Source organism: Sarcina sp. DSM 11001 (genome assembly GCF_900101015.1).
Taxonomy (GTDB): domain Bacteria; phylum Bacillota; class Clostridia; order Lachnospirales; family Lachnospiraceae; genus CAG-791.
Genome location: NZ_FNFZ01000019.1, coordinates 73619 through 97931, shown reverse-complemented (window position 1 = coordinate 97931; position 24313 = coordinate 73619). Strand labels below are relative to the sequence as shown.

Sequence of the window (24313 nt, the reverse complement as noted above, 5' to 3'; positions counted from 1 at the left end):
CCCAGGAACAAGCAGTTCCAGAAACCGCTGACATTCCTGTACAGGCACTGACGCCGGCCCGGACTGATCCCGTGCGCGGTCTCCGCCTGCGGTGTCCGCGCACGGCCGGACCCGTCCTTTCGGCTCACGGCTCATCGTAACGGGTTCTCCCGGCAAACAGGCAGAGAGATATCTCTGTCTGTTTGCCATGCCCAAAAAAGATCCTGGATCCCCGCTTGTCCCTCTTGCTTATATGCAAGCCTTTATCGGACCTGCCTATACGTCCTTTTTCGCCCGATTATAGTGCATATGCGTCATCCGAGGGATAACTCAACTGATTGACATTGGGTCACACCGTCGACCATTTTGTCGAAGTCAAAGTCATATTTACGGTATCTGTATTTCTTTGTTGTATAGATATCTGCAAATATCATCTGGGAAATACGTTCCACAATCGCGGATGTATCAACATTTGTATTCTTAATCTCACGGGCGATATCCTGCTCCTCGTCTGTCAGGAAGTTATAGGTGTCACCAGTGCGCCCGATATAGTTTTGGCTCATCAAGCGGTTCAGTGACTCCCTGGCTTTCTCTCGCAGAATAATCTTATCCGAACGGATATCATCCGCCATAAGAATAACGATATTATCAACGTTTGCCGGAATATCATCCACATAGCGAATTAGATAGAGAAGTTTTAAGATATCTACATCCTAAGGTTCAACACCGGCGCCGTTATCAGCCGCCTTTTCACAGCGTTCGATGACGCGACGAATAGAACTATCCAAGAAGGTATGAACTGTATCATAAAAACGGAAGAAAGGCACCAGGGCATACTGATCCTGTGCCTGAATCTTCTGAGTCGCCTCCTGGAATCCGGACAGCATGGAACGCTCACCACCAGATAGATGCTTAGGCGACTATGCAGACATGAATTTTATGAACTTCTTTTGGATGAAAGGGCGGCCCGGAATCTTTTTTGCAGTAGAACTCGGAACGATTGCTACGATCCCTGTCATGATGTTCCTGTTCCGAAAAGAGAAAGCCCCGGTCTCGACAAGGGAGAAAACCTCTGTCTCTATCAACAACTATGTGCCCACCGCAATGCTGCTCCTTATGGTTGCCTCCCTTATCGCAGCTTCTTTTATTCCAGACTCACCACCGATGATAAATGGTGTTATATGCTGTTTGCTGGCACTCATCACTGTCTTGATCGATTTGATTCAGGAAAAAAACGCAGATTGCGCAATCGCCGCTTTCAAAAATCTTGATTTTGAAACACTTGGTCTCCTTCTTGGGCTGTTTATTGTAATTGGCGGCCTTACGAATGCGGGCATCATAGATGACTTTGCAAACCTTATTATACACTTCGGTGGTAATAACAAATTTCTGTTATACACCATCGTAGTCTGGGGGTCTGTGTTGATCTCCGCCTTTGTGGACAACATTCCTTATGTGGCGACCATGCTGCCTGTTTTGACAGCGGTGACAACTACATTAAGCATGGAGCCATATCTCTTATACTTTGGACTGCTGTCCGGTGCAACATTAGGCGGTAACATAACTCCTGTCGGAGCATCCGCAAATATTACTGCTGTCGGTCTGCTTAAAAAAGAAGGATATCAGGTTTCTTTCAAAGACTTTATTCAGATAGGTATTCCTTACACCTTAACTGCAGTAATTACCGGATATCTATACTTCTGGTTCATCTGGGCATAGTCATAGATTATTAATATGTAACACAACAGGAGCCGGTACATTCCAGGTGATGTGCTGGCTCCTGCCTCTTTCAATCTGTTCCGTCCCGATGACAGGATTTGAGCCAGACTCTTCCGTGTCATTTTTCCGAATAGGAAAATAGACCTCCGTCTCCCGGTCTTCCAGCGAAAGGGAATTCCCTGCCGTGGCAGACGAAAAGAATACGAACCATAAAAATCAGTCCTTTCTAACAGACCTGTTTTGCCCGGTTTTGCCGCGATTCACAGCGATATCGAATCCAGATCATCCTGGACAAACAGGTTCCCGTGATAGTACTGTGAGCCCTCCTCAAGATAAAATCTATTTCTCTCAGCCAGATTCTTATCTTCCGTATGGTAGAGCAAGAGATTTCTGACATTCAGTTTTTCTGCCAGTTCACAAGCTTGCGAGATATGAGAGTTATTATTTCACAATAAACATCTCCCGCTTCTGGTTATCCAGATTTTTGCAGTACCTTCGGAAGGAATTCCTTTACTTACATGAACATGCACTGGTTCAAGAGGGGAGTTTTCGTTAGACCAAAAGTACACGAGATACCCACCGATTTTAAAAATTCGCGGCATGCTCAAAGCCTCCTCCCCTGGCAAGTCTTATTATGATATGCCCCACTGACTCGAGGTATTCCTGAAGCTGAGCAACGCGTTCGCTTGAGAAGCCTTCAATTTTCTTCCATACATAGCGGGAAAGATAACACTCCGCAGATTCGAAATCGCCCTCTACCGGTTTTTAAAAAACATTAATTATCCATTGTTTTTCACCATAAAATGCATTATTATTGCAGTTGGTGGTGATTATATGATAAAAACAACTTCAATGCTTATTCAACAATACAATACTTACGCTAATCCTGCGGCAAAGATTGCCCGGATGGTCAAAAGCGGTGACCTGGTTCCAATCATTAAAGGTCTATACGAAACCGACCGCTCCATCCCCGGCCATTATCTGGCAGGAATCATTTACGGTCCGTCATATCTCTCTTTTGAGTTCGCGCTTGCATGGCACGGGTTGATCCCCGAAGCCGTATATGCTTTCACGTCCGCAACTTGCGGAAAGAAAAGGAAAAAGCAATATTCCACACCGTTTGGAGTATTCACATACCGGGATATACCTACACCTGCATTTCCTTACGGCACCAGGCTGTACGAAGAAAATGGATATGGCTTTGTCATTTCGTCTGCGGAAAAGGCTGTCTGCGATTATCTATATACCTGTTCCCCTTGCGCAAACAGGAAGGAGCTCCGCCAGCTCCTGTTTGATGATCTTCGGATTGACAAAGAAGCCTTCCGTAACATCGACGTTTATGAGATGATGGCACTCGCAGGGCTATATCATACAGCAAATCACAAACTGCTGATATCCTTGTTAAAGGAGATCAAACGACATGGATAATATTATAAATCAAATGCTGTCTCAGCATGAATCTGCAACACTGACTGACAAGAAGAACAGCATCAAAGAAGTGGTTCAGGAGATTATTCTGTGCGGACTATCCCGCGCCGGTTTTTTTCAGACTGCGGCTTTTTACGGTGGAACTGCGCTTCGAATCTTTTACGGTCTTGATCGGTTTTCGGAGGATCTGGATTTCTCTCTCATGACTCCGGACTCCAACTTTCGTTTAGATGGTTATCTTCCTGCTCTGGAAAAGGAACTGCTGACATATGGATTCCGCTTCAAAGCAGAATCCAAAGCGAAGGCCAAAGATTCCGATGTACTGTCAGCTTTTGTGAAAGGCAATACAAGAGAGCATATCCTGCTCTGTTATGCGGATGAGCGGCTCGCAAAGACAATCGTAGGTTCTGAACTGATCAAAGTCAAATTTGAAGTGGATACAACACCCCCTCCATATGCGGGATTTAAGCGGCAGTTCAGGTTGCTTCCTATACCATATGAAATAAACCTGTATGATATGCCATCTTTGTTTGCCGGTAAAATGCATGCCGTTATCTGCAGAGCATGGAAGAATCGTGTTAAAGGGCGAGACTTGTATGATTATGTTTTTTATCTTGCCCGTCAGACTCCTGTAAATCTGAAACATCTGAATGCAAGGCTGGTGGATTCCGGGTTTGAAGGGGCGGGAAATGACATGTCACTGGATGAAATCAAACAGATTCTGTTCCGACGTTTTGAACAAATAGATTACGCACAGGCAAAAGGTGATGTTCTTCCTTTTATTCGAAATCCGGCTTCGTTGGATATGTGGAGCAAAGAGTTCTTCCAATCCATAACGGAAACTCTTGCCGGCCAATGATATCCTGCTCACTTAAGAGAGTCTGTTGAATGCTCCAGCATAAAACAATACTCTCCCTGACATCAAATAGAAAAACAGCCCTCCACCCGCAGGTGAAGGGCCGCCGCAAAACAAACCGGTGCACCTCCGTCCTGGAGACCATTCCAATCATGGAGACAGCACCGGTTTGCTTTATAGAATCAGCAGTCTGATCTTTGTTATTGAAGGATCAGAACTTTGTCCAGACGGAGCCATTATCGGCAGAATCTGCACAGGCGTTGATCCAGCGGATCCCGTCGATGCCCGCATCGATATCGGGATAGATCGTGTTCTTCACGGTCTCTTCATCTCCCCTGTCTTTGGCATCCATGACGATGGCAAAGCGGGTATAGAGGTTTGCCCAGGACTCCGGGAGACCTTCGAAGTGGAGTGCGCCCAGACGCTCATCTTCTTTTGCAAGGTCATCGAGATAATCCATTCCTCTGGTCAGGACCTGCTGGGGTTTTCCCTGCTCCTCGAAGATCAGTCTGTCTGCCGTGGAATCGTTCCACTCCAGGGAAGCCTTGGAGCCGACGATGCGGATATGCTGGGAGGTCATATCACCTGCGTTGACAGCGGATGTCCACATGCGTCCGACTGCGCCGCCTTCGTATTTCATCATGACATAGGCATTGTCCTCCAGAGGATAGCGGCTTCCTACAAAGGCCTGGCGGAAGCAGAGGACTTCGTCGAGCTTAAGCTCGGGGCAGATCAGTTCGCTCATGTAGAAGGTGTGTGTGGAGAGATCTCCGAGGACAAAGCCTCTGCCGACCTTCCTGGGATCGACTCTCCATTTCTGGCCTTCTGCCTTCACATCGGCAGTCGCGTCACAGCCAAAGCCGTGTGTGTAGCGGAGTTCGACCATATTGACCTTGCCGACAGCGCCGTCGCGGATCATGGCGCGCATCTGCTTGAGCATCGGGAAGCCGGAGAAACCGTAGGTAACTGCTACAATCTTGCCTTTCTCTTCCGCGAGCTTTTTGATCTCCTCACCCTGCTCCCTCTCGAAGAAGAGGGGCTTCTCGCAGATGACGTGCAGGCCTGCCTCAAGGGCTGCCTTTGTCACTTCATAGTGCTGGAAGTTGGGGGTGGCTACATCTACGACCTCGATACCGTCCTCGCGCTTTGCCTCCTCTTCGAAGAGGGTCTTGTAATCAGGATAGCAGCGTGCGGGGTCCATGTTCAGTTCTCTGCCGAAGTCTACGCAGCGCTCCGGATCAATGTCAAATGCCGCAGCCACAAGCTGAAAATTGGTGTTGTCCATCAGTGCGCCGAGCCTGTGCTTGTAGCCAACCTGGCTGGTACGTCCGCCGCCTACGATTCCCCAACGAAAAGGCCTTGCAATCTTCTTTTCTCCGTTGATCATCTCTTTGTCTCCTTTTTCTCCTTAAATATTCCTTTTCCGGATGTTTTGTCCCAGATGTTTTCAGGTGTTCTTTTTTAATCCTTCTTTCCTGAAGTTCTTTTTTCAGATATCCTTTTTCCTATTAGTTTTCCTGTGCATTACGATTACTCTTGTGTCTCTCAAGTGATACGCACTCTCTTACAAACACGCCTGAGGCTTCCGGTACCTGAATCCCCTGCTGTTCTTTGTTCTGTGTTTCCCTTGATGGTTATAGTATAGATTCGGATCCGGTCTCCTTCCATCCTTTTGCTTGCTCTAAAGTTCGCCAATATTGCTCTTCATCATTTACATGCCGCATTGGAAGGACTATAATAAAAAACAGGAGATTACCAAACACAAGTCAGGTATTGCCATGACGATATCTGTACACTGACAAAGCCTGCGCACTGAATATATCTGCGCACTGACAAAGCCTGCGCACTGAAGTACACCGGCATGGAGGATGAATATGAAACTGGATTTCAGGGTTTTGAAAGAACCGGGCGTGCTGGAAAAATCCTCCAGCTATCTCTTCACACCGCTTCCGACCGCAGAAAAGCTGTACTTTTATATCACGCAGATCGGGCACTACTACTGCACACATGCCTATTCGATCCGAAGGGATTATTTTTCTCCGGTCCTTATCCTCTGTGTCCGGGCAGGCTGCCTGCGTGTAGACTACAGAGGCGGCTCCTACCGGCTTCTGGCAGGGGACGCTATGCTTGTGGACTGCCGGGAGCCTCACTATTATTATTCCGACATGGACGGCCTGGAGTTTTACTACCTGCATTTCGAAGGATCCAATGCACATGAAATATGCCAGCATATCCTGGCTCATCAGGGACCGCTTGTAGAAAAGCAGCGCGCAGCCGCACTCGGAGAATTTTTAAAAAAGACCTTGCAGTTTTACGATGAGGGAAAGACGGAGACGGAGTTCGACGAATCACTCCGGGTATATGAAATATTCCGCTATCTCCACAGCGGAACAGGAACAGATGCAGCAGCTGCATCGTACATAGATGTGATCACAGGATATATCAATGACCATATCGATCAGCGCATCACGCTGGAAGAACTTGCGGATGCTGTGTCTCTGAGCAGCTTTCATTTTTCGCGCAGGTTCAAAAGGGACACGGGATACTCCCCTGTCGAATACGCAAACCGCAAGAAACTTGATTATGCAAAAACTCTTCTCATCCGCACTGAATGGTCCATAACTGAAATCGCTGAAAAAACAGGTTTTTCCTTTAAAGGGTTCATCAAGCTCTTTACCAACGCAGAAGGATGTTCACCCCGCACCTGGAGAAATCAGCATCGGGTAAGGACAGCTGATCCGGACGGACCTGTTCTTCCGTCTCAAAGCCAGGGCGTGGATACAACTCATCACTAAAACCATTCTTTTCCAGCCGAACAGAAAACAGCCGGTGCAAGCTCCTTCATCAGGAGCCGGTACCGGCTGTTCTGAGCTATATCACAATCTTCATTTGTCCCAAAAGTGTCCCAACTTTCCCGCCGAATCTCCCGGAAGTCCAGCAAATACAAGGATCTCAGGCAAAAGGGAATACCCTGCCGTGGCAAATAAAAAGCACTTTAATCATATTGGTTTTCCTTCCTGTAAAGGCACGGTTTGCCGCGTTTTGCCGCACTTTGCGCAGGGCTCTGTGCAGGCACATACTATCCAAAATTATAGGCCGAAATGGCAAATCGTGGCAAACGCCGGCAAATCGAGGACGTCAAACGTAGTAAAATCGTAGTAGAAATCGGGGTGTTTTACTACCGGTGCCCTTTCGTGACTTTAAGTGACCTGGAGTGTAGGGGGTTTGAGGCTGGTCAACATGCTGGAAGATGTCGCTCTGGCAAACTAAAGGTGGTTCTAAAAATCACCTTTCAATTATTCGCAATACATACATATTGTTCCATTTGATAACTTAAATCCGTTCTTTTCGTAAAACTTAGCCGCTGGTGCATACTCACTTGTATAAAGAACAATGCCTGCAAGTCCTTTTTCTTTACTGTAATCTTTAACCGCATTTAATAGTTGTTTACCTATTCCATGCCCTTGTCGTTCGGGAAGTACTGCCATCTCGTTAATGTAAATCTCTTCTTTGCTTCCGGAAATTTTACAAAGTGCGAATATACAACCTAACACTTCATCATTTTCTTCATAAACATATCCAACAAATCTTTTCTGTTCAAAAAAATCGCGAAGATATTCTGTTGCATTTTCTGCTGTCCAATCTATTCCCCAATGTTCCATGGGGAATGCTTTTGCATAAATCATGCCACATTGTGCTAAGTCAATGTTCTCCATAGCTCTAATCATTTTGCTGTCCCACCATCAAATCCCGATTTGTGCCTCCGTTTTAACATGCTTCCGCTCCATTATACCATAAACAGAAAAAGCGCCCACCGCCATTATGGCGATGAGCGCTGCTCTCTTTATTCACACTACCCTGAACATCTTCCTGCTCTGTTTTTCCTTCCCTTCCTTTACTCCATTCAACTTCTCCTGCTCTCTCCGGGCTGACTCGACTTCCTCCATCCTGGCCATCTCCGCAGCCGCGTCCTCCATCCCCAGATGTGTATAAACGTTCATCGTGACGCCGATGTCGCTATGCCCCATCAGGTACTGCAGCGTCTTGGGGTTCATCCCCGCCTTCGCCTGGTTACTGCAATAGGTGTGGCGGCAGACGTGCGGAGTGATGTTCGGCAGCTGTTCCCGGTAGATCTCGTTGTAGCGGCTCACCGCATGGTTGAACCTGTGCTCCCAGTGCATCGCCACTTCCGGCATGCCGTTCTTGTCCAGGTACAAAAACCCTGTGTAGCCGCCAACCATCTTCTCTACTCGAGGCGATTCCCGATCCTCCAGGATCGCCTGGAAGCAGCGGAACACTTCCTCTGTCATGGGGAGCTTCCTTGTGCCTGCATTTGTCTTGGTAGACTCGATCATGTATTCCATTTGGGAGGTCCGCTGCAGCTGCTTATTGATATCGATGATCCGTTTCTCCATGTCGAGATCGTGGATGGTCAACCCGCAGAACTCTGAGATTCGCATTCCTGTATGGAACAAGATGTAGAATGCCTCGTAGTATCTGCAGTAGTTGTTATCGTCGTGCACAAACTTCAGGAATTTGCGCATTTGGTCTTTGGTGATAGCCTCTCTCGTCACGCTGTCGTTGATCACCACCCCAGCAAGCTGGAACCCGAATGGGTTCTTCTGCAGGTAGTCGTCATCGACTGCCATCTGGAAGGCAGGACGGAGCACGCCTCTCACTGTTTTGACACTGCTGTATCCCTTGCCATCAGCCTGCATCTTGATCAGGAAGAGCTTCGCGTCCGAGGTCTTCACATCCCCGATCCGCTTCCCGCTGAAATCCTCCTTCCCCAGAAGATTCAACACGAATCTGTAGTTTGTAAGCGTGCTAGGCTTTGCTCCGGTCCTGGTTGCCAGGTATCTCTTCACCAGCTCCATCACCGTCATATTCTTCATCGAGGGATCCATCTGTGAGTCGAGGTCGTATCCGATCTTCTTCTCCATTTCCCTCAGCGAGAGGCAGGGCTTTTTCCCTTGCGGCAGTTTATCCGTCGGCTCCAATCGCCAGCTGTATATAAACTTCGCCTTGCCGTTCACGTGGTACTTGAACTGATACAGGCCATCCTCCCTGACTGACTCGCCGACCCGCAGAACTCTATGTTTTGAATCTCTTCTTTTAGGAAACGCGTGCTTTGCCATTCTTTATATCCTCCATGATCTCCGGGTGATCCTCCATGTACTCCTCAAACTCATCACGGATGATGATCTTCCGCTTTTTGAAATATGCCACGAAGGGAAGCTCCTCTTCCCCCTCAAGCAGCTTCTTAAACCTCCTGCGGCTGAGATCATAGAAAGCGATCGCTTCTTCCGGGTTAAATATACTCTTGTCTTCCAATTGTGCTCTTTTCAATTCTTCTCCTTCCTCCTGCGGCTTCTGCATAATTGGCGATTTTTTCAGGTACGCCTCAAACTCAGCTCTGATGATCAGGTAACGGTTGCCATTGTAGGCTGAAAATGTGCCAAGGTGGTCTTCCGCGAGCCTCCTCATCTTCTTGGTGCCGATGCCGAAATAATCGGCTGCCTCCTTGATGGAAAGCGAGTACTTCTCGCCGACAGGTATTTTCTTTTCTTCCATGATATGTAATCCTCCTTCTACTATTACTCCCCCACCTGGACGGGATTTTTCCGGATCTTTTCTAACCTTTCTCCGACAAAATTGAGGTCGGATTCCAAATTGAAAGCAAAAAAAATAACGGCCTGCAAAATGCAGACCGCTATGTCAATGTTTTGCCTCAACCCATTTCTCGTGGTGATTTATATAGTGAATAGCTTCCTCCAATGATTTGTAATTCCCGTGCTGCCGGTGAAACGGATCCTTCCTGGAGTGCCGGTGGAGTATGTAGCAGTCCGGGCTTTGATAATTTGAAACGATGATCCAATCGTGCCCGGTGACGCAACTGTGTATTGTAGCATCGTGGTGGTTCAACTGGAGAATGTCATATGAAGACTGTCTGAGCAGGCTCATCTTCACCTTGCAGATCTCGTTGCAGCGGCTCACCAATGGTTGAACCTGTGCTTCCGGTACATCGCGACTTCCGGCATGAAAAGCCGATTGCTATTTACCACACTTCAACAACTCGTGTCATATTTGTATTTCCCGCGATGCCTAGCGGTACGCCTGCCGTGAGGACCACGTTGTCGCCCTTTTTGACATATCCTGCCTTCTTAGCGGCATCGACCGCCGCCTCGAAAAGCAGTTCTTCGCGGTCTTCCTGCGGAATATTGAGCGGGAAGACGTCATACAGCAGATTCATCTGGCAGGCAACCGGCTCACTATTTGTGCATGCGACAATCGGGCAGGAAGGTTTATATCTGGACAGACGAGTCGCTGTGAACCCGGACATTGTCACCGTAATGATTGCCGCCGCCTCGAGGTGGCCTGCCACCGTGCAAGTCGCATGCGAGATCGCCGTCGTGATATCGGTCATATCTTCGTCGTACTGCACCATGTGGTTCTTGAAGTGGATATCGCGCTCCGCGCGCTCTGCGATCGTCGCCATCGTTCTGACCGCCTCTTCCGGATATGCGCCTGCGGCGGTCTCGCCGGAGAGCATGATTGCCGTCGTCCCGTCGTAGATCGCGTTCGCGACGTCGGTCGCTTCTGCACGCGTGGGGCGGGGGTTCTTCATCATGGAATCGAGCATCTGGGTTGCGGTCACGACTACTTTGCCCATCTGGTTAGCCCTCTGGATGATGTGCTTTTGAATCACCGGGACATCTTCGAGCGGCACTTCCACGCCGAGGTCGCCGCGCGCCACCATGACGCCGTCCGCCGCTTCGAGGATCTCCTCGATGTTGTTTACGCCCTGGACGGACTCTATTTTGGCAATGATGCGCATGCGGCTGTTGTTGGCCACAAGAATGTCACGGATGTCCTGAACGTCCTTGGCCGTGCGCGTGAAGGAGGCCGCGATGAAATCGTAACCCATGCGGCAGCCGAACTCAATGTCGGCGCGGTCCTGCCCACTGATAAAGGGCATCGACAGGTCGGCGCCGGGGAGGTTCACGCCCTTGTGGTTGGAGACGGGGCCGCCGTTTATGACCGTGCAGACAACCTCAGTGTCGGTCTTGGAGTCAACGCGAAGCCCGATGAGCCCGTCATCGATCAAAATAGTGCCACCCACCGCAACGTCCGCGGGCAGATCTTTGTAGGTGACCGCCGCCCTCGTCGCGTCGCCCAGAACCTCGTCGGTAGTAAGGGTGAAAGTCTGGCCTTTCTCGAGTACGACCTTGCCGCCCTCAAAATCGCGAAGGCGGATCTCGGGGCCTTTGGTGTCAAGCAGGGTAGCGATCGGAAGGCCGAGTTCCCGGCGAATACGGACAACCCTGCGGAACTTGGCTTCATGTTCCTCATGAGTGCCGTGGGAAAAGTTGAATCGTGCCACATTCATGCCTGCCGCGATAAGCTTGCGGAGCATCATCTCACTCTCACTCGCAGGTCCTATGGTGCAGATGATCTTGGTCTTGCGCATTTGGGTTCCTCCTTGTAATAGGTATTGTTTGTCAGCTGTCAGCAGCCTGCGCTTAAAGCTCAGGCTGTCTGCTGATAAAAAACAGTCATTCCTGATTAGCCGTGCAGGATCAGATACATGATCACGGATACGATCGTACTCGTAAGTCCGATGGCTGCTTCAAACGGGATCAGCTTCATGCGATTGCCGATGGACATGTTGACAGCGCCGCCGGTTGCGTGGAAGAAAGAACCGTGCGGAAGAGAGTCAAGCACAGTGGCTCCTGCATGGATCATTGCTGCTGCAGCAAGACCGGATACGCCGTTTGCCAGCAGGGTGGGAGCAAAGGTCTGCGCAGCCACAGTTGCGCCGGCTGTTGTGGAGGCTGTTGCTGCTGCCATCAGGATTCCTGCGAGAGGTGCGAGGACAAACGCGGGCATATTCATTGCTTCCAGAATATTTGTGACGTCATTCTGGAGCGCGGATGCTTTGATGATGCCTGCGATCGTACCTGTGCCGATCAGAAGGATCGACACGCCGATCACCTTACTGAGTCCAAATTCCATGTATTCAATGCAGTTTTTGATCTTGCCGGTGGCGAGCATGCTCACGAAACCGCCTACAGGAAGTGCAATGAGGGGATCGATGGCAATCCCGGCGATCGGGCGGAGGGCCAGCATGACGATCACGACAACGGGTCCGAGGACTGCGGGACCGAATGCGGGCAGATTCTTTTCGCCGGAGCTCTCCAGATCGGAAGAGGATATCTCATCGCCGCTTCTTTTGCTTACCAGGGAAGCAAGGAAAATGGCCATTGCAAGCGCACACAGCGCGGGGACAAAGTTCCTCATCATCACAGCCGTAAGATCCTGGGAAAACGCCTCAGAAATGGCGATCGTATTGGGATTGGGTGAGATGATATTGCCGGCTTTGCCGCCGCCGATCATCGCAATCAGGATCCCGCTCTTGGAGAGCTTTGCCCTTTTTCCGATCGCCAGCGCGATGGGTGCCACGGTGATCACGGAGATGTCGATAAAGACACCGACGGCGCAGATGATCATTGTGGCGATCGAGATGGCTGCGACAGCTCTCTTTTCACCGAGTTTTTCGACAATGGTTTCCGCGATCTTTTCCGCGGATCCCGTTTTGATCAATGAGCCTGCCAGAATACCGCTGGTCAGGATCCTCAGAATCGATGACATCATGGACCCGGCGCCGCTGACCATTGTGCTTACTGTCGTGCTAAGACCGCCGCCGCCGATCAGGCCTCCGATGAGTGCGCCCAGGATCAGGCTGTATGCCGGTTGTACTTTCTTGATGATCAGGACAATTGCTATGGCAAGACCGATCAATGCGCCTAATGTAGTGAATTGTGCTTCCATGTTTTTCTCCTTTCTGGGTCAGACCGCATTTCATATAGATAAGAGCGGATCAGAACAAATCATATTTGTTAACTAACGTCTGTTTAGAACTGCACCTGTATCTTCATTCCGGCGCGAACCATGCGGAACATCCTGACGGCTCCCTTGTAGTAGAGATCTTCTGCTTTGTCCAGCGCCTCGGACAGCGGCATCGGACCATCAACCGTCGTCATGATGGAGTCGATCCCGTGCTCATAAATCTGTTCATACCCTTTGCCAAGGCCACCACACAGAGCTGTTACCGGGATCCCGTGTTTCATTGAGCGGTCCCCAACACCCTGCATTACTTTGCCAAAACAGCTCTGCCAGTCCGTTCTTCCCTCTCCCGTGACGACCAGATCCACCTGATCCAGAAGGCTGTCGAAATCGATCAGGTCCAGAACGGTTTCGATACCGGATTTCATCTCCGCATTCAAGAATATCTTAAGTGCAGCGCCAAGTCCTCCGGCAGCACCGGTTCCCGGTGTGTCATCGGGGTTTACACCGAACTCTTTTATGATCACGTCGCGGTAATTGCACATACCTTTTTCCAGGTGGTCCAGGATCTCAGGCGTGCCGCCTTTTTGTTTGCCGAACGTATAGGTCGCACCGTCCTTACCGCACAGCGGGTTTGTGACGTCGCACATAACGGTGAAGTGCGCAGCTTTTGCTTTCTCATTCAATCCGCTGACATCGATATGGGCAACCTTTTCCAGTTCGCTCCCTTTTCCTTCCAGAAGGTTCCCCTCCGAATCAAGAAAGCGGATGCCAAGCGCGCTTGCAAAGCCCATTCCACCGTCGTTGGTCGCGGAACCTCCGATCGCGATGGAGATATCCGTGTATCCGGCTTCCAGTGCGGCCTTTACCAGCTCACCTGTACCGTAAGTCGTCGTGTTGAGGGGATTCCGGAGGTTTTCCGGAACCATCGGAAGACCGGACGCCTGCGCCATCTCCAGGACGGCTTCCGTATTGCTGAGCCTGCCGTAGTAAGCGCTCACGGTCTCCATCAGAGGTCCGTGTACCTGCGCATACACCTTTTTACCCTTTCTGGCGAGGATCACGGCATCCGTTGTCCCCTCGCCGCCGTCAGCGACCGGTACACCGATCGTCTCACAGGGGCCAAAGACTTCATGCGCTGCTTTCGTGAGAAGTTCAACAGTCTGCTCACTGGTGACAGTTCCTTTGAAAGAATCTGATGCAAATAATAGTTTCATGATTACCCTCCTTTTGTTTTCTTGCACCAATACTGCCGAATCTGTTTAAGGAGTCTGCCGAATGTTTTTTCTCTTTTTCCCGGCTTTTTCCTTTGTTGAGTTTATGTTAATACCGTTTTTGGATTTCAAACAGATTTGCAGGTAATAAAAAAAGACATGCGAATTGTTATTAGATAACAAAACGCATGTTCTTAAAAGCTTCTTTATTTCTGCATCACATACGGGTAGATCCACGGGAATGTGACAGCTATTTATCAAAAGCCAAATACATATACAGGTATTCCATAAATGCGCGGTCCATGGAACTATTGATCGGATCAGTGCCCAGAAGGTCCTTCATCTTATTAAACCGGTAAATCAGGGTATTTTTATGGATATACAGCTTTTTCGCAGCCTCCGAGAGGTTGTAGTTGGTTTCTTCGAGCGCCTTCATCATTTCTGTATACTGTTCACACGTGCTTGGCCCCATCATCTGTTTATAGACAACGAAAATCTGCTGGAGTTCCTTTTCCTGAATAAGAGATCGGAAATACTCCTTGACGTAATCCATAAAATACTCGATCTCGTCCGGATCCTGGACATGGGACTCCAGCCATTTACAGTGCCTGAACGCGTAATAGTATCTGGTGAAATTGTTTTGAAATGATCCGACGAAGAAAATCGCTTCCGTGCCATATCCACGCAGCCATTTCCTGATGCTTTCCAAGTATTCCCTGATCTCTTCCCTGTAAGTGGTAAAGCCGTGTTTCCCGCCCGTTTTCACTGTTTTGAACACAAGAATGTGCGTGTCGTCCATTACAAAGCTGAAATCCTGAAGCCAGTGCCCTTTACCGCGGCGCAAGGCCTCCAGGGCAGCTGACGGATCCGGTACGGAACCTGATCCATCGGCATTGCCGGAAGGCTTTTGTCTATTTCTCAATCGGCACAGGATCGGCACCCGCACGAGCGACTCGTCGTACTCAAGCTGTCTTGCGACCGTCCGGATCTCTTTTGAATCCGCAAATTCCTGCTGTGTCAACAGAGTAAGGAAATGTTCTTTTTTGCTTTTTCTCAGGCGGATGGATTCCTGCTGCTTCTCATATCGGAGCATGGCTTCCATTGCCATTCTGGTGATCATGGCGACATCACGGATGCGCTCGGGATCGCCGGTCACGCCAACGACCCCTTCCTTTCGTCCCTCATGCATGATCGCCATATTGATGCCGGGCTTGACGCCGGGGAACTCCTTTTCATCATGAATCACGATGGTGTCCTGCGGTCCGTGGATAATGCGTTCTGCTACCGCGTGGTACGTTCCTACTCTCTTCGAATCGCGGCTGGCGATGATGATGCCGGATTCATCCATAATATTAATATTGTATTCTGTATGTTGGGTGATCTGCTCGATCAGTTTGGCGGCCAATTCCCGTTCGATCATGTTCGTGGTCTCCTGCGTTTGTTTAAGATCTGCAGCGAAATATCATCATTATTCGATGATTCTTGATGGCTGGTAAATAGCTGTCCCTTAATCCTCTATTTGGATTACTATCATCAAATCGTCCAATTACAATACCTACCAGTGAAACCGATTGTGGCAAAATGAGGCAAATTGAGGACGTCAAACGTAGTAAAATCGTAGTAGAAATCGGGGTGTTTTACTATCGGTTGCCTTGCGTGACTTTTGGCGGCCTGGAGTGATGGGGTTAGAAACTGGTCGACATACTGGAAGATGTCGCTCTCTTTTCCTCGTGAAACAGCCCGACAAACTTCGACACCGTAAAGGCTGAAGCCGGACATCAAATGAGCCGCCACTTAACCGGTAGTATTTTGATGATAACCCGGTATTGCGTTTTCCTTTGAACGCGCTATCGTCGATAGTAGTAGAACAGTAGTTAAGTGTTGACCCGCCTTGATTCTCTCAAAAGTCACAGGTATTGCATAATGAAGAAAAACATGGATCAAAACAGATCGTCCATCGTCACGACACTGACAAAAAAGCCGCTGTATTCATTTTTCGTCAGCCCATAGGTCGTTATGAGGGTCGGGTAGATAGAAACCTTGGGCGAAAGGTACTTCGCAAGAAGCAGCTGTCTGTTTCTCAGGATTCGGTCATAAGCCTTATCTACTGTAAACTCACCACTGTAAAATTTGATTTCACAAGCATTTACGACATGGTCATCCCTCTCGATCAACAGGTCGATCTGCATTCCATGGGGGTCATCGCCGCGTTTGGACCATGCAGAATGTGTTGTGCGGACTCCGCTGATTCCAAGAGCCTGTTTAATTTGATCAATATGATTAAAGCAGACATGCTCAAACGCAAACCCTCTCCAGCTGTTCAAGGCTGCCATGTTTTGATTGTGCATCCAGAAATGCGGGTCCGGTTTCCGTTTATCATGAAGAAAATGCAGATAAAAGAGGCAGAAGGGATCGACCAGCTTATAATGTTCCTCTGTTTTCTTCATTCCAAAAGGAACATAACGAATCACAAAACCGCTCCCGACCAGGGCATTCAGGCTGGAAGAAATGATACTGCCGGAAGACAGATGAAGTTTTTCGCAGATTTCTTTCCGGGTGTAGCCGGCATTCCTGGAAAACAGCAGTTCGACAATAGATTTCATCATAGAAGGATTGCTGAAAATGGACGAAAACAGCCTGTCATACTCATTTTCAAGAACAGCCCCTGGAGAGAAAAACAATAGATCAATATTCTGTGCGAGACTTAATCCTCTCTCAAAATAATCCAGATAATATGGAATGCCTCCTAAAATCATATAGCTTTGAATGATGTCATAACGTGACAGATTCACCTGCTTTTCTTTAAAGAATGCTTCACATTCTCCAAGTGTAAACGGTGCAAGTCTGATCTCGCACGTTATTCTATTGTATAACCCTCCATGATTGTTGATCAGGTGATCCAGGATCCAGGAACTGGCGCTTCCGCAGACGATCAGCATAAGGTTTTTCCGATGACATCCCCAGGTATTCCAGAAACCTTCCAACGCAGTGACAAATCCGGATCTTGGTGTATCAAGCCAGGGAAGTTCATCGATAAACACGACCTGCCTCTTCCCGTCATCGACCTCCTCGAGCCATGTTTCGAGTACAAAAAACGCTTCCATCCAGCTTGTGGGAACGCGATCCACCATTACTCCATGGCGCAGCAGCGAGTAATAAAAATGATCCAGCTGAGCTGTGAGAGCACCTTTTTTTTGTATTTCAACCGGGGAAAGTCCGGCATGTTTAAAGGTAAATTTCCCTTCAAAGGTCTCATCAATAAGGAACGTCTTCCCAACACGTCTGCGCCCATAGACGGCAACAAACTCAGCTTTTTGACGTTCATATCGTTCGAGCAATTTCTTTTTTTCATGTTCTCTTCCGATCATATATGCTCTCCTCGTTTTAAACCGCCCCGTTTTTAAAAAATTCCTTTTCGTGGCGGAATAAGTTTATTGAATCGTATCATTTTCTTTCGGCACTGTCAACGTGAAACACCGGTGCAAACTCCTTCATCAGGAGATTACTCCGGTGTTACGAGCTATATCACGATCATGAGCTGTCCCAAAAGTGTCCCAAATTCCCGCCCGGATTCCCCAAATATCCCGTAAATACAAGGGGTTCAAGGAAAAGTGCAGATATTGCCGTGACATATGAACACAAGTTTACTCATATCATCTGAAAACGCTCCAGCGCCGCCTCAATTGCCCTCACCTTCTTCTCCGGGCACCCGGGCTGCCTGCTGTCCGGGGACTTGGGCTTGTTGTAGTTCTCCCTCAGGTCAATACCGTGTTTCCGCTTCACCTGGGCTATATTCAGGTTCGTGACATGGAAGCCATAGTTCTCCTGCACCCAGTCGCGGATCTCGTCATAGGTAGCCTTGCTCTCCGCTGCGGTCAAATCCATTTCGTCCATATCGACTGTCACTTCGATGTGCTGATGTGTTCCATTGAGTTTGGACAAAAGACATACCGTTTCGACGTGCACCGTATGCGCGAACTGATCCACCGGCTGGACATAGTCCAGTCTATATCCCCCCTCTGTTAGCTTTTTTAAATCTCTTGCGAGAGTTGCGGGGTCGCAACTGACGTAAACGATACGCTTGGGGGCAATCTCCAGCATGGTCCGTATGCAGACATCGTCACAGCCCTTGCGGGGCGGGTCGACGCAGATAACGTCGATCTGTGGATCCTTTCCCTGTGCTTTCAGATTTTCCACATAGTCCGGGAGTACTTCTTCAGCTTTGCCGACGTAGAAGGTTGCATTTTCGATGCCGTTCCGTTCAGCATTCATTCTGGCATTTTCAATAGCCTCAGGAATGATCTCAACACCGTAGACCTGCTTTGCATGGCGGGCCATGAATAAGGAGATTGTACCGACACCACAGTAGAGATCCCAAACGGTTTCATTGCCGGTCAGGCCGGCGCAGGTCAGAGCAAGGCTGTAGAGCTTTTCGGTCTGGCGGGGGTTGACCTGATAGAAGGAAAGCGGGGAGATTCCGAAGGTTACGGATTCCTCTGTCTTTTTAAAGACTGTGCCATTTTGAATGTTCGAATCCTTCGAAGTGTATGTATCCCCATTGACCTGTTTCTGTATCACCTCATGAATATGCAGGGTATCAACGATATCATTGGCTCCCCAGAGGGTACGCAGGGCGCGGCCGGTAATGACATTGGTGCTCTCTGTATTGGTGTTGAGGACAATGGAGGAGACTCCCTCCAGGCAGCGGAGGGCCTCCACGAGTTCCTTTTCAAAGGGAAGGCGGTAGTCGTTGGCGATGACACATACCATGACCTGTCCGCTGTAAATCCCATCGCGGATGAGGATGTGGCGGATGAGACCCTTGCCGGTCTCCTCGTCGTAGGCGGGGACATTGTATGCCTGCATCCAGCTAAGGACCGTCTCCAGTATCTGCTTGTTTTTGGGGCTGCCGATCAGACAGTCGGTCATGGGAATGACGGTGTGGGAGTGGCTGGCATAGAAGCCGGTCACAGGGCCGTATTTGCCCTGCTGTACAGGAACCTGTTCCTTGTTCCTGTAGTGCCAGGGCTCCTCCATGCCGACAATGGGATGCAAGACGGCATCGATTTCTTCCGGCGCAAAACTGCCGATCCGGATCAGATTTTCGCGTACTTTTTTCTGCTTGAAGGCGAGCTGTTTTGCGTAATCCAGAGCCTGGATCTGGCAGCCGCCGCAGGTTTTTGCGATGGGACAGCGGGGTTCCACACGAGACGGGGAAGGCTCCAGAATCCGGTCAAGATGGCCGTAGGCATAGCGGGTTGTCACCTTTGTGACAGTCACTTCGATCGTGTCACCAGGCACCGCGTCTTTGACAAAGATTGCAAAGCCTTTTTTCAGGGACTTCTTTTTTTCAATCTCTGCTTCTATCTTTCTTCCGGTATCATTTCTTTCGGTATCTGCACCTCTGTCTGTATCGCAGTCCTGTGTCACTTCTGGAATCTTCAGAAAACCGATTCCCTCTCCTCCGCTGCCGATATCCTCGATTCTGATCACGGCGCGGTCATTTTTCTTACAGGGCAGGTTTTTGACAGATGCCTGGTTCTTTTGCTTTTTCCTGTTTGTTCCTCGTCTCATTATTTTCCTTTGAAATCTCTGCCGGTATGCGCTTTATGCCGGCAAATGTTTTTTAGATGTCCGTTTCTAACCGCTTTGGTGCTTGCGATGCGGTCCAAAGTACAGAATTTTTTTCCGTCTGGCACTTCCGAGACATGTGCTGTCTCCTAAAAACCGATTATTTCCTGTCTCAGTCAGGAATATATCATACATTGTATTATACACAGTCGTTATTTCTTGTAAAAGGCTTGTATAGGACTCGCGGATTGCCTTCCTGTGATTTCCTGTGAAAACTGAGATTCAGGAGTACAGGCCGGAACGAAACCGGTCTGTACTTCCGGCTTTGTCATGCCGGCTCGATTATCAGCAGTTCCATCTCAAGCGGCATAAGAGAAATATCCAGAAGCAGGGTTTCATAGCACTCCCGGATTTCCATTCCGCAGGCAGGTACAGCAGTTTTTTTCATATATGCAGTCTCTTCTCTGGAGGGAGAGGCAGGCGCCTGGAGCTGAAGCCAGAGATCAAAGGAGGAACCGTGTTCCCGGTTCAGGAGGATCCGGGTGATTCTGTATCTTCTCGTCCCGCTCGCAGGAAGTCCGTGCAGCTGGAACTGCAACTGCATTTTTTCACCGGGGTTGAACACACTGTAGGCATCCGCCGGAGCATCCAGACGTTTATAACGGAAGCAGTTGATGTCACTGTAATGGGTATAGTTGTAGACCAGCAGCTGGAGGGAGTCGTTTTTCCGTGTCATGAACCATCCGTCTCCGGAAGCAACGCGGTCCTGCCCCATCTGTCCGATCATATGCATGGCATGGTACCCCGCCTTGGGGATCCCGGTGCGGGTGAAGAGTCCATAGCCCCCATGGAAAACACTGCGGATGTAGGCGCGCTCTTCGATAAAATCTGTCAGCAGCCAGTAGCCAAAGACCGCCCTCCCTGCGCTGATGGCCATGTTTTTTGCCATCCAGACTGCCTTGTAGCAGGTATCACTGGAGAGGTCCCTCTGCCATAGGGTGGAATTGCACTCCTCCAGGAAGAGCTCGCGCCCGTCCACATGGTATTCCCGGAACAGTGTATCCAGCTCGTCGAGTTTTTTCTTCAGATGATCCGGGTCTGTCGACAAAAGGGCAGGGGCGGAGTGCTGGTTCAGCGTGTACTCCATAAACAGGGAATCGTCTGTCCGGATGCAGGGGTACCACTGCATCGAGTGAAAATCAGGCAGACAGCCGCGGGCTGCAGTAAATTCCAGAAACCAGGGGACACCGATCTCCCGGTCTTCTGTCAGGTCCGGGAAGTATCCCGCCCCTCCGAATTGTAATTCCGGGTCTATATCCTTGACAGTCCGGTATGTCATCTCATAGAGCTCTTCGTAGTCCTCTCTGGACAGGCACCCGATCCGCACATAACTAAGGCTGATCGTAGTGAATCTCCATTTTCTGAGAGTTTTACTCCCATATCTCCCCGTCAGATGTTCCACGACTGCGTGGATCAGGGCTTTCCATTTTTCGGGCTGCGCACAGCCCGAAATCACAGAAGGACGGTCAAAAATCTGCCTCTGTTCCTTTGCCAGCGCTTCCGGCATGAATCCCAGCTCTACGATCGGAGTCAGCCCCAGGTCTGTGACAAAGTCAAAGAGAGCGTCCATATTGGAAAAGGTATAATAAATATTTCTTCAATCAGATGCTTGACCGAACTATCTCGCAGTATCCTGTCGACGCAAAGCATGTCTTTGCGACCGGCCACTCCTGGGGTTCCCTGATGACCCAGATGCTGGGACTTGGCATGACCGACCGCCTGGCCGCGATCGCCCCCTGCTCAGGTGTCTTTTTCGGAGGCTCCTCTAAGATCATGACGGCTCTGCCTGACCTGAACCGCTTCAACGACCGTCAGCTCCCTGTCTGGATGCACTGGGGCATGGAAGAGGACTGGCTCATTCCCTCCTCCCCGGAGCATGACAACGAGACCGGCTTAACCCTTGATATGTGGATGAAGCGCAACGGCAAGGAAGACATGATCCCCGACAACTGGAACGACCTTCCTTTCGAAGCCAACGGCCCTCATAAGCGCTTCCTCGACCGCAGAATTGAGAAGGAAGGCACCGCGTCTGTCTGGTTCACCCAAGTCGACTATATGCCCCATGCGACCATGCCGGAGATGAGCTTCCGGATCTGGGAACAGTTCTTCAGCAGATACTGCTGATCCTCTCCGAAAAATTTCTGCGAAGGATCGTCAATCTTTATCATCTTTATAAATTGAAACATCAAAAAATGCTCCCCTCCGACTGGCAGGCTTTTCTCATTCGGCTGCCCTACCGGAAAGGAGCATTTTTTATCAAAACTCTTCTGTACTGTATTCTCCGCACTGTCCTCTGTCTTCTGTCACAGTCGGCAGAGGCTGCAGAGGAGTTTATGCCGCCGGAGCGAGTTCCTCTTCCTGATGCTGGTAAATATATTCGTCAGCCAGGTCGTCAAGTCTGCCGGAGCGTTTTTCTTCTTCAAGAAAAGCGTTTACGTATTCCAGCAGATCCTCCGATCCTTTCGGCATCAGAACACCAAGTTCTCCGTGTGTAAAGGGTTCGTTGATGAGGGGCGCAGCGAGCCTTTCATCCTGTCCGACGTAATAGCCGGCTTCCATGATCTCTGTGATCATGATGTCCGCCGCGCCTTCAGCGATCAGTCCCGGAATGTCCTGGTTCACATCGTGAACGATCAGGGTGACATCCGGCAGATTTTCTCTTGCAAACTTTTCATTCAGCCCGCCGGGATTTACCATGACGCGTACTTCCGGCTTATTGATGGATTCCAGATCCGTATATCTGGCGGCGTCTTCGCTCCTGCAGATGATGGTCTTGCCGTTTACGAGATATCCTTCAGACATGAGTGCCTGCTCTTTCCTTGCGTCCGTGATCGTGATCCCGCAGACGGCCAGGTCAAATTTGCCGGCAAGCGTATCGTCCATCAGTGTCGGCCAGGAGGTGGGGACATACTGCAGGTCCACACCGAGGGAGTCCGCAAGGTCCTGAGCAAGGTCAGCGTCAAATCCCCAGTATTCACCGGTGTCCGGCTCTTTGTAGGACATGGGGCGGTAGTCTCCTGTGGCCCCGACAAGGAGGACGCCTCTTTTTTTGATTTCAGACAGGCGGTCTGCTTCAGGGGTATTTCCGCTATTAACGGTTTCGGCCGCCGCGGCTTCAGTCTTTGCTTCTGAGGAATCGTCTGCTGCGGCCTCGTTTTTTGCTTCTGAAGAACCGTCTGCTGCGGTCTCGTTTTTTGCTTCTGAGGAACCGTCTGCTGCGGCTTCGCTCTTCACTTCAGAAGAACCGTCTGCTGCGGCTTTGTTTTCCTCCTCTGCGGTTTTTTTCACCTCATCCCCGTAAATAGATGTAAATTCTTCTTTCATGGAAACGGTATGGAAACCGCTCTCCTGGCAGGTCTTTTTGAATTTATCGGCGGTCTTTAAGTCTCCGTAATCTCTCTCCAGGTCATCGCACAGGAGCATGAAGGCACTGCCGCCATGCTGGAGGCAGTATTCCGCCATGGAAAGGTCGCCGGAGCTGTTGCCGAAAACAAGAACCGGGGCTTTCCCGATCTCATCCACGATGGAAAAAACCTTGTTGGCCTTCTGGTTTTTGGTGACCAGATTTCCTTCCATCAGGACCTGGTCATCGGGGGTAAAGGAGTAGCTTCTTCCGGATGTATCTCCCTGGCCGGTCGCTGTCAGAGAGAAGGTGCTGCCGATCACTCTTTCCGAAGGGATCCATTTATCGAGGGTTCCGGACATCAGCTCTCTGACCATGGCTCTCTCGGACCCGGAGCTGACGAATATTTTGAAGCCCCTGCCGGCGAGGTATTCCACAAGAGCGGTCATGGGTTTGAAATATCCCTGCCCATAGGTCATATTTTCAAAGCCCCATGCGGGAATCGCCATAAAAGCCCGCACATAGGCCCGGTATTCCTCCACAGTCATGCCCGCGAAGCATTCCGCCGCCATCTGTGCCGTCGACCGCGGGGATTCAGGTTCTTCTGTCCCGTTTTCCAGGGCTGTCCTGAGCTCCTGTGCATACTCCTTTATATCCGCAGGTGCCTGGAAAGTCTCATCATCCAGAACTCTGTGAAGGAAGAGGCAGTTGTCAAAATAGGTGGGGAATCGTTCTCCGAACAGTGTCCCGTCAAAGTCAAACACGGCGATTCTGTCCTCTTCCGGCAGATAAGCGTCCGAAGTCTCCTCTGTCATGGAAGATACCAGGGAAAGGATCTGCTGCATGGTGGGAGAGTCTTCCGACCAGAAGGGGATTATTTCCGCGGGTTCTGCAATTTTTGAAGTTTCTGCTTCTTCTGCGGGTTTATCTGTCGCTGCGGTTCCGGCAGTCTCCCCGGTTGCTGCAACTGCTGCCTTATCTGCTGTCTCCCCGGTTCCTGCAGCTGCGGCCTTATCTGCTGTCTCCCCGGTTCCTGCAGCTGCGGCCTTATCTGCTGTCTCCCCGGTTCTTGCAGCTGCTGCCTTGTCTGCTGTCTCCCCAGTCCCGGCAGCCTCCGCAATATTGCTGGTCTCCGCAGCTGCAGAGGTTTCAGCGCCGGACGCTGACCCGGAAAGTGCGGATCCAGATGCCGTACAGGTAACGTTAACCACAAAAAACATAATGAGCAGCAGAGAGATCATTTTTCTTTTCATCATTTAAACCCTTTTTTTGATTCTTTCACCTTATGCGGCTCAG

At 49.9% G+C, this 24313-nt stretch carries 20 protein-coding genes; 5 read left to right on the top strand and 15 right to left on the bottom strand.

Annotated features, from left to right (window positions below; translation table 11 throughout):
• The coding region (locus BLT02_RS17555; protein WP_207649404.1) for a hypothetical protein at positions 1–189 on the bottom strand (189 nt) is incomplete at its 3' end.
• 104 nt (positions 190–293) lie between these two features.
• On the bottom strand, positions 294–542 hold the full coding sequence (locus BLT02_RS17900) for a hypothetical protein (RefSeq protein ID WP_242869784.1): 249 nt from the start codon (positions 540–542) through the stop codon (positions 294–296).
• Positions 543–864: 322 nt separating this feature from the next.
• Between BLT02_RS17900 and BLT02_RS11135 the strand changes: the two genes are divergently transcribed.
• The gene (locus BLT02_RS11135) at positions 865–1698 is read left to right on the top strand and encodes an ArsB/NhaD family transporter (RefSeq protein WP_092995220.1); all 834 of its coding nucleotides are present in this window, start codon (positions 865–867) and stop codon (positions 1696–1698) included.
• 446 nt (positions 1699–2144) lie between these two features.
• Here BLT02_RS11135 and BLT02_RS11125 read toward each other — a convergent pair whose 3' ends face one another.
• Positions 2145–2300 carry a DUF4160 domain-containing protein gene (locus BLT02_RS11125; RefSeq protein WP_092995217.1) on the bottom strand — a complete coding sequence of 52 codons (156 nt, stop codon included), beginning with the start codon at positions 2298–2300 and terminating at the stop codon, positions 2145–2147.
• A gap of 184 nt (positions 2301–2484) precedes the next feature.
• On the opposite strand from BLT02_RS11125, the gene BLT02_RS11120 reads away from it, so the two are divergent.
• The gene (locus BLT02_RS11120) at positions 2485–3126 is read left to right on the top strand and encodes a type IV toxin-antitoxin system AbiEi family antitoxin domain-containing protein (RefSeq protein ID WP_242869783.1); all 642 of its coding nucleotides are present in this window, start codon (positions 2485–2487) and stop codon (positions 3124–3126) included.
• Positions 3119–3985, top strand: coding sequence for a nucleotidyl transferase AbiEii/AbiGii toxin family protein (locus BLT02_RS11115; RefSeq protein ID WP_092995210.1), 867 nt, complete (start codon positions 3119–3121; stop codon positions 3983–3985). The genes BLT02_RS11120 and BLT02_RS11115 overlap by 8 nt, the downstream gene beginning before the upstream one ends.
• 208 nt (positions 3986–4193) lie before the next feature.
• Here BLT02_RS11115 and BLT02_RS11110 read toward each other — a convergent pair whose 3' ends face one another.
• Positions 4194–5369 (bottom strand): Gfo/Idh/MocA family protein, encoded by a 1176-nt coding sequence (locus BLT02_RS11110; RefSeq protein ID WP_092995207.1) that lies wholly within the window; start codon positions 5367–5369, stop codon positions 4194–4196.
• 487 nt (positions 5370–5856) lie between these two features.
• On the opposite strand from BLT02_RS11110, the gene BLT02_RS11105 reads away from it, so the two are divergent.
• A complete protein-coding gene (locus BLT02_RS11105; RefSeq protein WP_175453796.1) occupies positions 5857–6777 on the top strand; it encodes an AraC family transcriptional regulator in 921 nt (306 codons plus the stop codon).
• Between the two features lie 501 nt (positions 6778–7278).
• On the opposite strand, the gene BLT02_RS11100 is transcribed toward BLT02_RS11105, so the two are convergent.
• From BLT02_RS11100 to BLT02_RS11055, 10 genes are all read right to left on the bottom strand, one after another.
• On the bottom strand, positions 7279–7710 hold the full coding sequence (locus BLT02_RS11100; protein ID WP_092995201.1) for a GNAT family N-acetyltransferase: 432 nt from the start codon (positions 7708–7710) through the stop codon (positions 7279–7281).
• Positions 7711–7830: 120 nt separating this feature from the next.
• Positions 7831–9120, bottom strand: coding sequence for a site-specific integrase (locus BLT02_RS11095; RefSeq protein WP_092995198.1), 1290 nt, complete (start codon positions 9118–9120; stop codon positions 7831–7833).
• On the bottom strand, positions 9098–9556 hold the full coding sequence (locus BLT02_RS18240; RefSeq protein ID WP_347474950.1) for an excisionase: 459 nt from the start codon (positions 9554–9556) through the stop codon (positions 9098–9100). The genes BLT02_RS11095 and BLT02_RS18240 overlap by 23 nt, the downstream gene beginning before the upstream one ends.
• 484 nt (positions 9557–10040) lie before the next feature.
• The gene (gene pyk, locus BLT02_RS11085; protein ID WP_092995195.1) at positions 10041–11453 is read right to left on the bottom strand and encodes a pyruvate kinase; all 1413 of its coding nucleotides are present in this window, start codon (positions 11451–11453) and stop codon (positions 10041–10043) included.
• Between the two features lie 95 nt (positions 11454–11548).
• Positions 11549–12814 carry a GntP family permease gene (locus tag BLT02_RS11080; protein ID WP_092995192.1) on the bottom strand — a complete coding sequence of 422 codons (1266 nt, stop codon included), beginning with the start codon at positions 12812–12814 and terminating at the stop codon, positions 11549–11551.
• 83 nt (positions 12815–12897) lie between these two features.
• Positions 12898–14046, bottom strand: coding sequence for a glycerate kinase family protein (locus tag BLT02_RS11075; protein ID WP_092995189.1), 1149 nt, complete (start codon positions 14044–14046; stop codon positions 12898–12900).
• Between the two features lie 247 nt (positions 14047–14293).
• Positions 14294–15463 (bottom strand): CdaR family transcriptional regulator, encoded by a 1170-nt coding sequence (locus tag BLT02_RS11070; protein WP_092995186.1) that lies wholly within the window; start codon positions 15461–15463, stop codon positions 14294–14296.
• A gap of 520 nt (positions 15464–15983) precedes the next feature.
• Complete coding sequence (locus BLT02_RS11065) at positions 15984–17411, bottom strand: AAA family ATPase (RefSeq protein WP_092995183.1); 1428 nt, start codon at positions 17409–17411, stop codon at positions 15984–15986.
• A gap of 280 nt (positions 17412–17691) precedes the next feature.
• Complete coding sequence (gene rlmD / locus BLT02_RS11060) at positions 17692–19617, bottom strand: 23S rRNA (uracil(1939)-C(5))-methyltransferase RlmD (RefSeq protein WP_092995180.1); 1926 nt, start codon at positions 19615–19617, stop codon at positions 17692–17694.
• A gap of 325 nt (positions 19618–19942) precedes the next feature.
• Entirely contained in the window at positions 19943–21265 is a 1323-nt protein-coding gene (locus BLT02_RS11055; protein WP_278277409.1) for a GH39 family glycosyl hydrolase, read from the bottom strand.
• 14 nt (positions 21266–21279) lie between these two features.
• Here BLT02_RS11055 and BLT02_RS11050 point away from each other — a divergent pair, with 14 nt between their 5' ends.
• Positions 21280–21798 (top strand): alpha/beta hydrolase family protein, encoded by a 519-nt coding sequence (locus tag BLT02_RS11050; RefSeq protein ID WP_092995174.1) that lies wholly within the window; start codon positions 21280–21282, stop codon positions 21796–21798.
• A gap of 207 nt (positions 21799–22005) precedes the next feature.
• Here the strand turns inward: BLT02_RS11050 and BLT02_RS11045 are convergent, their stop codons facing one another.
• Positions 22006–24273, bottom strand: a complete 2268-nt coding sequence (locus BLT02_RS11045) for a transporter substrate-binding domain-containing protein (RefSeq protein WP_092995171.1) — start codon at positions 24271–24273, stop codon at positions 22006–22008.
• Positions 24274–24313: the final 40 nt, after the last annotated feature.